The sequence below is a fragment of the Lactiplantibacillus argentoratensis genome, assembly GCF_037290055.1.
Classification (GTDB): Bacteria; Bacillota; Bacilli; order Lactobacillales; family Lactobacillaceae; genus Lactiplantibacillus; species Lactiplantibacillus plantarum.
This window is the reverse complement of sequence record NZ_CP147647.1, coordinates 48,912-61,311: the sequence shown is the minus strand read 5'-3', so window position 1 is coordinate 61,311 and position 12,400 is coordinate 48,912. Positions and strand designations below refer to the sequence as shown.

The following is a 12,400-nucleotide window of genomic DNA, read 5'->3' as shown; positions in this document are numbered from 1 at the left end:
AAAGTTTCGACAACCCGTCAAATTAATCACAGCTTGTTATCCTTGTCACAATAGCATTCTGTTGGCTTCGTTAAAATTAACGGTTGTTTTTTCTAGGTAACTATTTATATTGAAAGCGTAAACAATCCGTGTACTTATCCAACTAAAAAACTAATAAAGGAATGTTAATTATGAAATATATTGCCTTGATTGGTACGGCGGCACAACAGTCTTACAACCGTGAATTATTACAATTTATGAAGCATCATTTTAGTCAACGGGCTACCATTGACGTTAATGAAATTACAGGGATTCCCCTTTTTAATGAACCAACTCAAAATCATATCCCGGCGACCGTTCAAGCCTTAAATGATAAAATTAGCCAGGCCGATGGGGTGATCATCGGGGTACCCGAATACGATCATGCCATTCCGGCCGCACTCAAGAACGTTATTGAATGGCTTTCTTACCAGCTCCACCCCTTTGCTAATAAACCGGTCATGTTAGTTGGTACTTCCCTTGGCGTACAGGGGACGTGCCGTGCTCAAGGTGACTTACGCAATATTCTCAATGCGCCCGGAGTTGATGCTCAGGTACTCCCTGGCAATGAATACATGTTAAGCTACGCTGCTAAAGCCTTTGATCAGAATGGTCAAATGACCGATGCCCCTTCTATCAAGTTCTTGGAACGGTGCTTCGATAACTTTGAAAAATACGTTAAGGCACTCAACGGCACGCCCGCGCTCAATGTGAACTGGCACGGTAACTACGACGTTATCGTTTTAGGCTTTGGTGGTGCCGGTGCTTCAGCGGCTCGTTTTGCTGCTGATAATGGTGCCCACGTACTAGTAGTTGATGCGGCACCATTTGGCCGTGAAGGTGGCAACACCCGCTACTCCGCCCAACACGTCGTTACGGGTGAAAGCTTAGATAAACTAACCGCTTATTATCAAGCACTGGGCGCGCCATTCAGTGCCCCTACTAAGACACTCAACGCCTATTTAAGCGGTATGAGTAAAATTCCAGCATATTTTGAAAAATATCTGGGGATTAAAGCCGTTAGTTGGAAACATGATATTAAACCCGGTGATGCCGTTGCCATCAAGAAAACCATGGCGGAATACCCAGAACTAGCCGGAAGTGATACGATTGACTTTGCCCTCGTTCACAAACGTGATAAAGACGCTGCATTATGGAAACTACTCCGGCAAAAAGTCCTTGAACGAGCTGACAATATTGACGTTTGGTTGGACTCACGGGCACAACATTTGATCCAAGATCCTAATACTAAAGTGATCCAAGGGGTCCAAATCAAACGGGGCGAACGACTGCTTAATATCCATGCCAATAATGGCGTCGTTTTAGCTATGGGTGGTTTTGAAAACAATCCTGAGTTAAAGCAAACCTACTTGCACAGTGATAATCTGACACCACTTGGGACGCTCTATAACCGCGGTGATGGTATCAAAATGGCTCAAGAAGTTGATGCTAAAATGTGGCACATGACCAATTATGAATCTCACGGTATCTTACCTGGAATCACCTTCAAAGAAGACGCCAATGAACGGGGCCGTCAAATTGAACACTGGCCTTTATTAAAGAACGGTAGTATTTTCGTTATCGCTGATGATGGGACACGCTACTTCCAAGAAGACGCTAAGCACCGTCACGGACACGTCTACACACATGGCTCTTGGCTAATCCCAATGAATAATCAGCACCCCTACTTAATTTTTGATCAAACCCAGTACGATGCCTTCAAACAAGAAGAAAGTCAGGCTGGTCAGTTACCGTATCCGAAATTCATGACCAAACTCGTTTCCGCGCCAACGATTGCACAATTGGCCGCCAAATTGGGAGTTCCTGCTAATAATCTACAACAGACGGTAACTGACTTTAATCACTACACAGAAGTGGGACGTGATTTTGAATTTGGTCGTGATCCGCAAACGATGCGTCAACTGGACGATGGCCCTTACTATGCCATTGCTGCGACCAATGACGTCCTCAACACGCAAGGGGGGCCACAACGCAATGAAAATGCCCAAATTCTCAACGTCAATGACGAACCTATTCCACACTTGTTCGGCGCTGGTGAATTAGGCGGTATCGTTGCAAACTGCTATCAAGGTGGTGGTAATTTAGCCGAATGTTTGATCTTTGGTAAGTTAGCCGGTGAAAACGCTGCTCGTCCAAAGGTAGATAGTGAATCTGTCACCGCCAACGAAGCCAACGGAATTAATGACCTTGTTGATGGCGAAACAGCATCTAATGTTAAACTGGCCGCTGATCAATATCTCGGCAGTTCCAATGCCGGGCTAGGTGGCAAAGTTATTGTGCGTGTGACTTACAACGACCATAAAATTCAAGCAGTCGATGTTATTCAACACCATGAAAGTGAAGATGTTGGTTTAACCGCTATCGATCAAATTCCACAAGAAATTGTGGCAGCCAACTCCACTAGCGTTGACGCCGTTTCAGGTGCCTCTGCATCTAGCCGAGCTATTAAAGAAGCGGTCCAAAATGCGCTGAAACAAGTCAAAGATTCAGTCACGAATTAAGCACAATTCAAAGCGAATATGTATTTGAGAACATCACGTAACTCACGAGTTGCGTGATGTTTTAGTGTCCCGTGGCGAAAGTTTCACGTGAAACATTTTAGGACTTACGGTATTTGATTTCCAAATATAAGTTATGCAAGGTGCCTATCAAAACAGACACCATCTATTGCCAAAATCAGCAGTATCCGTTATACTGTTTATCGCTGTGGCTATAATCGGCCACAATAAGGAGATGATTAATGATGATGGCATCATTATCTGTACGCAAAAGTGCTGCTCGTTAGCGACACTTTTCGACAGAACCTTTCAGAGAAGTGTCTGGTTTGAATCTGAAAGGAATTATATTATGCAACCGACAATTACCACCTATCAATACAGTTATATTACTCAGCAAGTCAATCAGTTAATTAGCGCCGAGCTCGCCGTAAACGATCTTCAAATTAGAGCCGTCGTACGGGCACAAGCTATCGAGCGGATTACGCCACTGCTTCCTAGTGACAATCCAATCACCGCTAATTTCTTGTCCCATTTGCAAACGGACCGGCTAACCCGTGCCAAGGCCCCTCAACTACTTGAAACGCTAATTCCGCTAATTATTCCGTTTCCATCCTTGACGACAAAGCAACTAAGCAAGTTGTTTCGCAAGGTCAAAAAGTTGAAGCAGCCTGTATGGTCACAATTAGCATTACACGAATTGACTTACCTAGGTTGGAATGATGGTGGTAACCAGAAAAAGTATTTAGTAATCCCGGATCATGATCGTCTCATTGGTATCCAGGGAGATTTAGCACCACAAACAGTCAAGGGCGTCTGTGCCATTTGCCAAACAATTGGCAACGTCGCACTCTTTATGTCGACAACCAAGTCATCTGGTCTCGGACCTTACACGCGTAACGGCAATTACATTTGTCGTGACAGCAATCAGTGTAATCGGCAATTGACCAACCCGCAGGCTTTAGCTGACTTTTTAGCAGTTGTCCGTCCAAAACGATAATTAAATAAAAATCAGGGCCACCAAGAACAGCTGCAACTGCCGTTCTTGGTGGCCCCTTTCATTAATCTTATTCGGTGACACTAATACAATAAGCACGTGTTGGCGAATCACTAACTTCAATTCGCAACAGTTGCGCCCCGTTGTCTCGCAATGTCTTATCAATCTTGGTAAATAAATACTCCGTGACATTTTCAACAGTCGGATTAACAGTTTTAAATTCAGGTAAGTCGTTCAAAAATTTACCTGACAATTCATCCAACGCTTGATGCAAGTTTTTTTCAATATCGTAAAAAGCGACCATCGCATCAACCGTGTGCAATTCACAAACAATTTCCCACGTGTGCGTGTGCTTTTTTCCGGAGCCAGTTGCCCACCGCACCGCATGGCTAGCGTTGACATAGGACTTAATTTTGTACGTTCGTTGTTTAGTCGTCATTGCCCAGCCTCCCCTATCAGGTTCAAGTTACCCTCCATCTTAGATGAAACGGTGTCGGTTGGCAATAGTGTCTGCTGGTAAACAGCTGGTTTCTGCTGCAAAAGTGAGTCTAAATTAGTTGATGATGTGCAAGACTTGCGGCGTAGCAACTCGGTCAGTTCGAAATTGATTTAACGGTTTTTCAGGCTTCTCATAGCCTAAAGCAATCCCCATCGCCACTACTTTATTCGCAGGCATCCCGAGTGTATTTCGTACAATGGCCGGATATTTAACCAATTCATAAGATGGTACTGACTGTACTCCGCGAGCAGTTGCGGCCAACATTAACGTCTGCGAAAAAGCACCTAAATCATAGATTGACCAACTATTAGGGTTAGCGTCGAGCACGAGATAGGCAATCGCCGGTGCGCGATAAAGATTAGCACGACTATCCCAATAAGTGGTCGGGTCTGAGTCGATCACGGGCCGAAAAGTTCCGACCCAGTGCCCCATATTTTGGCTAGCAACCGCCGAAAAATCGCCCCGGTGTGCTTTGGAGAAATCAGCGTCTTCCGCAATCCCCTGATCAGCGGCAGTGGCATAATGTTGCTTAATATTAGTTAGTGCGTGCCCCGTTGCAATATAGACTTGCCATGGTTGTGAATTACCCCACGAGGGGGTTTGCTGAGCATCTGTAACAATCGTTGTTAAAAGCTGTGGTTCAATAGGATCGTCTTTAAAAGCCCGTACTGAATGCCGGGTGTAAATCGCTTTAATTGTTTCCATGAATTTTTAGCTCCTATATTTTAAATAGTGATGAACAAAGAGAATAAATATCATTATAAAAGATAGTACTATCTTTTCCAAGTGAGAAAGCTTGGCTAGCTAAGCTCATCGTCATAAATTGGTAAACTAAAAACGTGGTAATACCGTAGCATTCACGCTCAGTATTACCACGTTTTTAACCAAATCAGGCCCTTGAAGTTACAGTCAACAAGCCATGAACACTGGCTTTAACAAGGCTATCGTAGACTTTATTTTAATGCAATCTTTACCCGTCGTTGAAGATCTGGCACCACGGTCGCTTGGAACCATGGATTCTTCTTTTGCCAGCCATAATTTAGGGGCGATGGATGCACTAATGGGAAATAATCAGGCAAGTAATCCTGATAATTTTGAACCGTTGCAGTCAACGTCTTTTGCCGTGAACGTCCTAAATAAGCCTTAATTGCATATTGGCCCACAAGCAACGTCAGTTGAACGTTAGGCATCATTGCTAGCAGCGGTTCATGCCATTTATCCATGAAGCCCTTGCGCGGTGGCAAGTCACCGCTTTTGCCTTTACCAGGATAGTAGAAATCTAGTGGCATAACTGCAATGCGGTCACTTTGATAGAATTGCTCCCGCGTCACGCCCATCCAATCCCGAAGTCGGTCGCCGCTCGCATCATTGAAATACGTCTTGGTATTCTGGGCAATACGTCCCGGCGCCTGACTGATCACTAAAATAGTGGCTGTCGGTAAAACATGAAATAGCGGGTCCCACCCCTTCGCCGTATATTCAGCGTTATCGGGATCAGCCTTGATAGCTTCCGTAATTTCTTTGATTGTTGTGATATGGATGCACCTGCGATTCGTTTTTAGTCTTAGAAATCAAAATGGCGGTATCGTTAGTTCAACATACATCTGGCCACCATTCATATAATAATTTATAATTCTTATTTTTACGCTTACATTATACACTGTGCGATTTGCCGTTACCAATAGCGATGCCTTGTGACGAACAAGCACTAGTACATGTGATTTATAGCACGTTCCCTAGCACTAATCGCCCTTAAATATCTTTCACCGCTTGAGTGAAAAGAAGTATTGATTATGCCAATTTTAAAAATCGCTCAGACACTAAAACACCGAGCCTTCCAAATAGGACTCGGTGCAAATTATCATACATTAATTTAGAGCAATAAATTCCACTTCTCCAACAGTTTATAAATGGTCATTGTGGAGACGTGGGATAGTCATGGTCGGTCTGAAGATTTTTACAAGTCGAGAGTGCATACTTCTTTAATAGCTCAGATTCATTTTTTCACCAAATCATCTATATTAGATTTTAGCATACTTTCTTTCTGCTTTCAGATATTTAGATAGTCAAATCTAAATGACATACAAAACAAGCTTTTTATTCTTTTCGCTAGCTGTTTATACCATGAACAGCCGATTTTCTGGCACGCCTAAGACTTGTATCATCTAAGCAAATCGAGTGGCTTTCTCTTCATTTGCGGCACGGAGATCCATATCATATCTAGCCGCTATTTATGGTAAGACAATCTCAGTATCCCACACAAACGCCACTACTGTTATTTATCCCTTTTAATTAAGCTTATATTCGGCCAATAAATTATCTATCTCATATGCAGGGATTTTTAAATTAATTTCATCTACCACTCGGCATTCTATCCTAATTGGTATTAGGCGTTTTTTATCAGGATAGTCTGCGTGTGGAGCTAACATATATTGATAGAGACATTGGACCATCTTGGCTTGCTGTTCTGAAGTACCTTGTTTCAAGAAAATCTGGATTCTACTTTGCATAAGGCCACCGAAATATGCATGTACGACATAACGTCGGACATTTAATATCACAAGTCCCAAATAAAAAAATCTTATAACTATAAAACTGATTGAGTGTCCTAAAAGTCGAAAAACACTTTTCTTCTTAACCCGAAAATTGTCAATAACATCAAACTGAACCATTGGTATTGCCAAAATTACTAAGGGAATATTTGCCAACCACGTAATCGGTTCGATTACATATCCTTCCCAAAAATCTAACTGAAAAATTATTTTAATATCGCTAATAAGATTATATCCCGCATGAATAATGAAAAATATACCAATGACACCTAACACGCCATTTAAAAGCTTTACCACTCGGCCCGAATTCTCATATTCTGCTTGAACACCCAGCATAGCTATAATAGCTGTTACGGGAACTATTATAAATTCCCAAACATACGAAAACGTGTAAGTCGATAAAAGAAATTGAACGAATGCTCCCAAACCAATACTCTGAATTAAGGCTCTCCAAAACATATTAAATTTTACCTTACTTAAAAACGGTACAACTGTAAAGAAGAATAGTATCAGGTAATCTTTCACTACTGATACAGTAATTCCGTGTACACGAAAGTAATATGCTCCAAGTATCAACATAAGTTGATATATAAGAAATACAATAAATACTGGTTGTATTGCCAACCGTCCAATTGCTTTTAAGACATCCATCAAGTTACTGCGTAGCTTAGCATGAAACATCATCACGAGAAGCACTATAAAAATCCATGTTAATATAGCCCACTCCCTAGAACTTAAATACCCAATAAATTTATACTTTAATAGTTCATTAAGTTTTTCTATAACTATATTTTTGATTAATATTTGACTAAACAATACTTTGCAATCGCCCCCTTTTATACAGCATCCATTTTATTAGTTGATCAAAATTTTGCTTTAATTTATAAATAAGTCGCTTCCTTATGATACAGATCAATATCACATCTAGTTGCTATAAATACCACGACCATCCAAACAGATTAGACTCCTACCCACCCAATAATCCTGTAATTGATAGTGTACTTAGTAATACAAAAAACACAATCAAGGTTTATGTAGCTATAATCCTTAATTGTATACATTGTTCCAATAAATTTCATACTATTCCTCAAAGGGTGGAAAACTTGCAGAAATCTCTTTCCTTATGCTCTCAACACTCTTCTTAAAGTCGCATAATTTTGAAATAATCTGTTCAACCATTGCTTTTTCAACCGTATTCTTAATACTTTCAATATCACAATTATCTAAATCACTATAATACTCTTTATTTGAATAAATATGCTCTAAAATATCTACTATATCTTCTCGTTTAAGTTCAACAATAGATACTTCCTTTTTCTCTGTTATCATTAAGTGTGTTTCATGGTTTTCACATATTTTTAAGATTTTCATATTGGCTCCCCTTTTGCTTATACGTATTTATACCCGCTTCCATTGCATCTACAAAATCATCGTAGCTTGCTATTTCACAACCACTTCCATCTTCTAATCTATGTGAGGTAAAGTCCCCTGAAAGTATCGTATATTGGTCATTTTGTTCATCATGCTTGGTCACAATCAATCTATCAGGCTGTAGTAATGCTCCCAACGTTGAATTATGTGTAATCACAAAAACCGTAGTTGCTTTGGATAGACTTCTCAACTGAGGCACTAATTCATCTCTTATAAAAACATTGTCTAACGAAGCCTCTGGCTCATCAACTAATACAATATCTTTTGTTTTAGCATCATTTAATTTCAGCATCAGCCCAAATGCCACTTCTTGTCCACCAGAAGCTGTAGCACCATTTTCAGTTTTAAGCTCTGTTTCAAAGTTCACAGAATATTTAACAACATCTGCAGCTGAGGCAATTGAATACTTAGATGAAAATTCGGAACTGAACAAATTTTTAAAAAATACATCAAAATCATTCATTACATATGGTTTAATTAAATCCTTATCTACAGAAGTTCCTCGAGGTGCCGGAAACTGATGTTTAAACTCATTTGCATTCTCCCATGATCTTTTTAGCGTCCTAACAACGTAACCACCAATATGTTCTTCTTTTTCAATTCTATTTTGCGTTGCATTCCTCATAAAGTCATTAATCAACTCAGTTTCAAAATTATATTTAAAGATATTCTGCAATAATAATCGTGGGGGTTGCATCATCCCTGTATGCTTTTCAACTATTTCCTTGATCGATTGCATTATTCCATTTGCTTCATCATAAATTCTATCAAGTTCCCTTATCTGAATAAGTTTATGTCTAACCTGGTCGTACACTCCAACAAATATCTCACGTTTGGTAGAATCATCGACAACATCCCAAACATCTTTTGTTTCTAAGATATCCTTTAACTTTTTAAACGAATCCTCTAAACTTTGATGTTGTATTTTTTCAAACTCATTTTCTCTAAATAAAGTAACTCTATCAGCATATCCATTTTCCTTAACTTGCATTGCATATTTGTTTAATTTTTTTAGATACGCGTCAATTGTGTCCTCCACATCATTTTCGTAATGTTTTTTATTTCACTCCATTGTTTATGATTCCTTTGTTTCCAAATATCTCTAACTTCATTCCGCTGACTAAATTTTTTCTCATTTAAATATTTTTGAGTTTCTTTAGCAGACTCAAATTGTGCAATTTCCATGATGTTTTCATCGTGATATTGATCCAGTATCTTTTTCAGAAAATAAGTTTTACCACTCCCACGTCTCCCAACAATCAGATTAAGTCCGGTTGACACATTAACAATTTGATTATCAACATTAACCTGTACAACATCTGATAAATTTCCTCCTATACTGACCTGATCTGAAGACGATAAAACTCGTTTTATTTGAAAGAAATCTACATCATGAGTCTGAATAAAAGTATTTTTCAACTTTAAATGCTCAATATTATTCCTTTCATGATCCGAATCGTCAGCAGCTGCATGTGCATCGCTAAATAATACTGGCGTGTAGTCAGTATTTGAGGACTTAACTTTCTGGAATTTCCATTGATTATTAACTCCCAGTACAAAAGTGAAATCTTTAAAGAAAGGATCGGAGAATTCTTCCCCAATGTTAAGGGTATTACTCTTTCCCATCTCAAAAATCATTATACCGTTTTTTATACTACCAAATAGTTTCTTAAATTCTTCTATTTTCAAACCATCGGTAGCACCCAAATCAATACTTTTACTAATTTCTGACAATCGTTCTAAATTTTCTTTTTCGTTATTAAACACTAAATTTACATGTCCTGTTTCTAAACTTAACTCCATTCCTGGAAAAACAGGAATTTCCAGAGCTTCAGAAATAGCTTTGTACTGAATATCGTCAAATAAATTATGATTCGTGATTGCAATTGCATCGAGATTGGCCCGTCTAATATAATCATTTAACCATATACTTGAAAAAGTGAATCCTGTATCCTTATTAGGATCAGATATAGTATGAATATGAAAATCAATTTTTTTAACCATTTATTTTCCTCTTTATTTAAAATAAACATTCCTAGTGTTTCTATACTTATCGAAGATTGTAGCATCACTTGTGATACGGACTTCCCACATTAATCATAAACGCCCGATAAACCTGCTCCGACAGCACTAACCGCATTAATTGGTGAGGTAACGTGAAACGCCCAAACGAAATCTGAGTATCCGCGCGCTTCAGCACTTCCGGTGATAACCCCAGCGAACCGCCAATCACAAAATCAATATCGCTGTGACCATACGTCGTTAACTTATCAATTTCCGCCGCAAATTCTTCACTCGAGCGTTCTTTGCCCAAAATTGCTAGCGCGTATACGTAATCGCGATCCTTGATCTTTTCTAGGATCCGTTGGCCCTCTTTGACCTTTACATTTTCCATCTCTGCGTTACTTAATGACTCTGGAGCCTTTTCATCTGGCACTTCAACAATCTGGAATTTTGCAAATTTACTCATTCTTTTCGCATATTCCGCAATCCCCTGTTTGAAATATTTCTCCTTTAATTTCCCGACACAGATAATTTTGATGTTCATAATTGACCGCCTTTACACAAGTTATTAACATAGTTATCCACAGGTGCATAACTCAATAATCAATATATTGTGTTGAACACCAGTTCGCCACAATATTTATTTAGCCTCGTTTTGTCAAGACCCTTCCGACTTATCCACAGTTTTTCACAGCAACACTTGTTCGTGGATTCCGGTTACAAATCCTATTATATCAAGAACCGAGGCCTATTAAAATAACTTTTTAAAATTAAATCCACAGGCCAGTCCAGCACCTGTGGATAACTTTTAAACAAGCTTCAACCCCGTGGTTCCGGCTGTTCATAAATTTCGACTAACGCGGCTAAAATTTATCACCAAAGTTGTCCACACTTTTGCACACCATCAAATTCGACAATAAATGCTTTCTGCTATTTCAACCAGTTTGTTCGGCTTTTGTCGCAACCATTGCCAGCTTTCGCAAATTTAGTCGATTATTGAAAATCGATTCTTCGTTTTTTCATGATTTCGGCTACTAACCTAAAAAAACGCCCCCGACTGCTTTATCCAGTCAGGGACGTTTATGAAATTCTCATTTATTAGTTACTTTGTTTAGTTAACGTTTTGGTAGTTTCCGTCAACTTCATGTTGGCTGTCTTGAGTTTTCCGTTATGGTAGTATTTCACCGTCACGGTATCATTAACCGAATGGGCATACAGGGCACTCCGTAACGTGGCTAAGCTGGTCACTTTCTTGCCACCTAGCTCCGTAATCACATCGTACTTCGTTAACCCAGCAGCTTTAGCCGGTGAACCTGAGTACGTCTTCATGATGACGACACCCTTCGTCACACTGGTTGGTAACTTAAGAACAGACTTCTGATCACTAGAAGAAATATTGGATAGGTCATAGGTTGCAACCCCTAAAGCCGGCCGAACGACTTCACCCTTTTGAACCAATTCATTGATGATCTTCACAACTTCATTACTTGGAATTGCAAAGCCCATCCCTTCGACACTAGTCCCAGAATTATCTGAAGCCAACTTCATCGAGTTGATCCCAATAACTTGTCCAGCAATGTTGAATAACGGACCGCCAGAGTTCCCGGAGTTAATCGCCGTATCTGTCTGGATAACTGTCGCGTACCCCGTCGTTTGACCAGATGTATTCGTCGTCGCCACGGTCCGCTTCTTCGCTGAAATGATTCCTTGCGTCAAGGTCGTTGCGTAATTAGAGCCCATCGGTGACCCAATGGCTAAGGCCGTTTCACCAACCTTGATATTATCTGAGTTACCAAAGCTAGCCGTCTTCGTTACTTTAGAAGAATTGATTTTCAGAACGGCCAAGTCAGTCACAGAATCGGTTCCGACAATTTTAGCTGACAACTTAGTCCCATCACTCATAATCACTCGAATGGCACTTGAACCACTCACCACGTGATTATTCGTTACAATATAAGCCGCGTCACCGCTCTTCTTATAGATCAACCCAGAACCTTCACTGTACTCTTCCAGCTTACTAGAGCTAGAATCTGAACTGGATGAACTATCACTGCCAGACGAGTCATCGCCACCCAAAATACCACTCCAACTGCTTGAAGAGCTCTTCTTTTGGAGATTAATGACCGATACAACGGCCGCCTTGTTATTTTCAAACACCTTGGTCGCCTGTGAACTGACATTGACCTTAACGTTCGTCGTTGACGTTGACCCCGATTTATTAGAACCAGTTGGTACACTGGTCGATGACGTTGCGATGTTATTGTTTTGGAAATAATTAATACCGCCGTAAGCAACACCACCACCGATTAAACCAGCTACTAGTGCGGTTACTGCGACTTTGATTAATGATTTATTAGCCATAATTGCGCGTCGAAACGCGATC

Annotated in this window: 11 protein-coding genes; 2 read left to right on the top strand and 9 right to left on the bottom strand. The window is 40.0% G+C overall.

What is annotated here, in order from left to right; genetic code table 11:
- Positions 1 to 170: 170 nt before the first annotated feature.
- Together V7R88_RS00250 and V7R88_RS00245 are read left to right on the top strand one after the other, a co-directional pair.
- Positions 171 to 2,540 carry an FAD-binding protein gene (locus V7R88_RS00250; RefSeq protein ID WP_214334798.1) on the top strand — a complete coding sequence of 790 codons (2,370 nt, stop codon included), beginning with the start codon at positions 171 to 173 and terminating at the stop codon, positions 2,538 to 2,540.
- A 346-nt stretch (positions 2,541 to 2,886) separates the two neighbouring features.
- Positions 2,887 to 3,534, top strand: a complete 648-nt coding sequence (locus V7R88_RS00245) for a FusB/FusC family EF-G-binding protein (RefSeq protein WP_003646168.1) — start codon at positions 2,887 to 2,889, stop codon at positions 3,532 to 3,534.
- 67 nt (positions 3,535 to 3,601) lie between these two features.
- On the opposite strand, the gene V7R88_RS00240 is transcribed toward V7R88_RS00245, so the two are convergent.
- The 9 genes from V7R88_RS00240 to V7R88_RS00200 form a co-directional block, all read right to left on the bottom strand.
- Positions 3,602 to 3,970 carry a 6-carboxytetrahydropterin synthase gene (locus V7R88_RS00240; protein ID WP_003641666.1) on the bottom strand — a complete coding sequence of 123 codons (369 nt, stop codon included), beginning with the start codon at positions 3,968 to 3,970 and terminating at the stop codon, positions 3,602 to 3,604.
- 114 nt (positions 3,971 to 4,084) lie between these two features.
- Positions 4,085 to 4,735, bottom strand: a complete 651-nt coding sequence (locus V7R88_RS00235; RefSeq protein WP_214334331.1) for a nitroreductase — start codon at positions 4,733 to 4,735, stop codon at positions 4,085 to 4,087.
- 248 nt (positions 4,736 to 4,983) lie between these two features.
- Positions 4,984 to 5,565 carry a uracil-DNA glycosylase family protein gene (locus V7R88_RS00230; protein WP_063731171.1) on the bottom strand — a complete coding sequence of 194 codons (582 nt, stop codon included), beginning with the start codon at positions 5,563 to 5,565 and terminating at the stop codon, positions 4,984 to 4,986.
- A 753-nt stretch (positions 5,566 to 6,318) separates the two neighbouring features.
- Positions 6,319 to 7,398 (bottom strand): hypothetical protein, encoded by a 1,080-nt coding sequence (locus V7R88_RS00225; RefSeq protein ID WP_214334332.1) that lies wholly within the window; start codon positions 7,396 to 7,398, stop codon positions 6,319 to 6,321.
- A 264-nt stretch (positions 7,399 to 7,662) separates the two neighbouring features.
- Positions 7,663 to 7,953 (bottom strand): hypothetical protein, encoded by a 291-nt coding sequence (locus V7R88_RS00220; protein ID WP_338816284.1) that lies wholly within the window; start codon positions 7,951 to 7,953, stop codon positions 7,663 to 7,665.
- Positions 7,931 to 9,004: a hypothetical protein gene (locus tag V7R88_RS00215; RefSeq protein WP_338816283.1), complete on the bottom strand. Its 1,074-nt coding sequence runs from the start codon at positions 9,002 to 9,004 to the stop codon at positions 7,931 to 7,933. The genes V7R88_RS00220 and V7R88_RS00215 overlap by 23 nt, the downstream gene beginning before the upstream one ends.
- 20 nt (positions 9,005 to 9,024) lie before the next feature.
- The gene (locus tag V7R88_RS00210; RefSeq protein WP_338816282.1) at positions 9,025 to 10,017 is read right to left on the bottom strand and encodes a PHP domain-containing protein; all 993 of its coding nucleotides are present in this window, start codon (positions 10,015 to 10,017) and stop codon (positions 9,025 to 9,027) included.
- Positions 10,018 to 10,081: 64 nt separating this feature from the next.
- A complete protein-coding gene (rlmH, locus tag V7R88_RS00205; protein ID WP_027821600.1) occupies positions 10,082 to 10,561 on the bottom strand; it encodes a 23S rRNA (pseudouridine(1915)-N(3))-methyltransferase RlmH in 480 nt (159 codons plus the stop codon).
- A 554-nt stretch (positions 10,562 to 11,115) separates the two neighbouring features.
- Positions 11,116 to 12,378 carry a S1C family serine protease gene (locus V7R88_RS00200; protein WP_003641660.1) on the bottom strand — a complete coding sequence of 421 codons (1,263 nt, stop codon included), beginning with the start codon at positions 12,376 to 12,378 and terminating at the stop codon, positions 11,116 to 11,118.
- Positions 12,379 to 12,400: the final 22 nt, after the last annotated feature.

Excerpts from the sequence above, each read along its gene's own strand:
- V7R88_RS00210 (WP_338816282.1), bottom strand. The coding sequence starts at position 10,017 with ATGGTTAAAAAAATTGATTTTCATATTCATACTATATCTGATCCTAAT.
- V7R88_RS00240 (WP_003641666.1), bottom strand. The coding sequence starts at position 3,970 with ATGACGACTAAACAACGAACGTACAAAATTAAGTCCTATGTCAACGCT.
- V7R88_RS00215 (WP_338816283.1), bottom strand. The coding sequence starts at position 9,004 with ATGCAAGTTAAGGAAAATGGATATGCTGATAGAGTTACTTTATTTAGA.
- V7R88_RS00200 (WP_003641660.1), bottom strand. The coding sequence starts at position 12,378 with ATGGCTAATAAATCATTAATCAAAGTCGCAGTAACCGCACTAGTAGCT.
- V7R88_RS00250 (WP_214334798.1), top strand. The coding sequence starts at position 171 with ATGAAATATATTGCCTTGATTGGTACGGCGGCACAACAGTCTTACAAC.
- V7R88_RS00220 (WP_338816284.1), bottom strand. The coding sequence starts at position 7,953 with ATGAAAATCTTAAAAATATGTGAAAACCATGAAACACACTTAATGATA.
- V7R88_RS00235 (WP_214334331.1), bottom strand. The coding sequence starts at position 4,735 with ATGGAAACAATTAAAGCGATTTACACCCGGCATTCAGTACGGGCTTTT.
- rlmH (WP_027821600.1), bottom strand. The coding sequence starts at position 10,561 with ATGAACATCAAAATTATCTGTGTCGGGAAATTAAAGGAGAAATATTTC.
- V7R88_RS00245 (WP_003646168.1), top strand. The coding sequence starts at position 2,887 with ATGCAACCGACAATTACCACCTATCAATACAGTTATATTACTCAGCAA.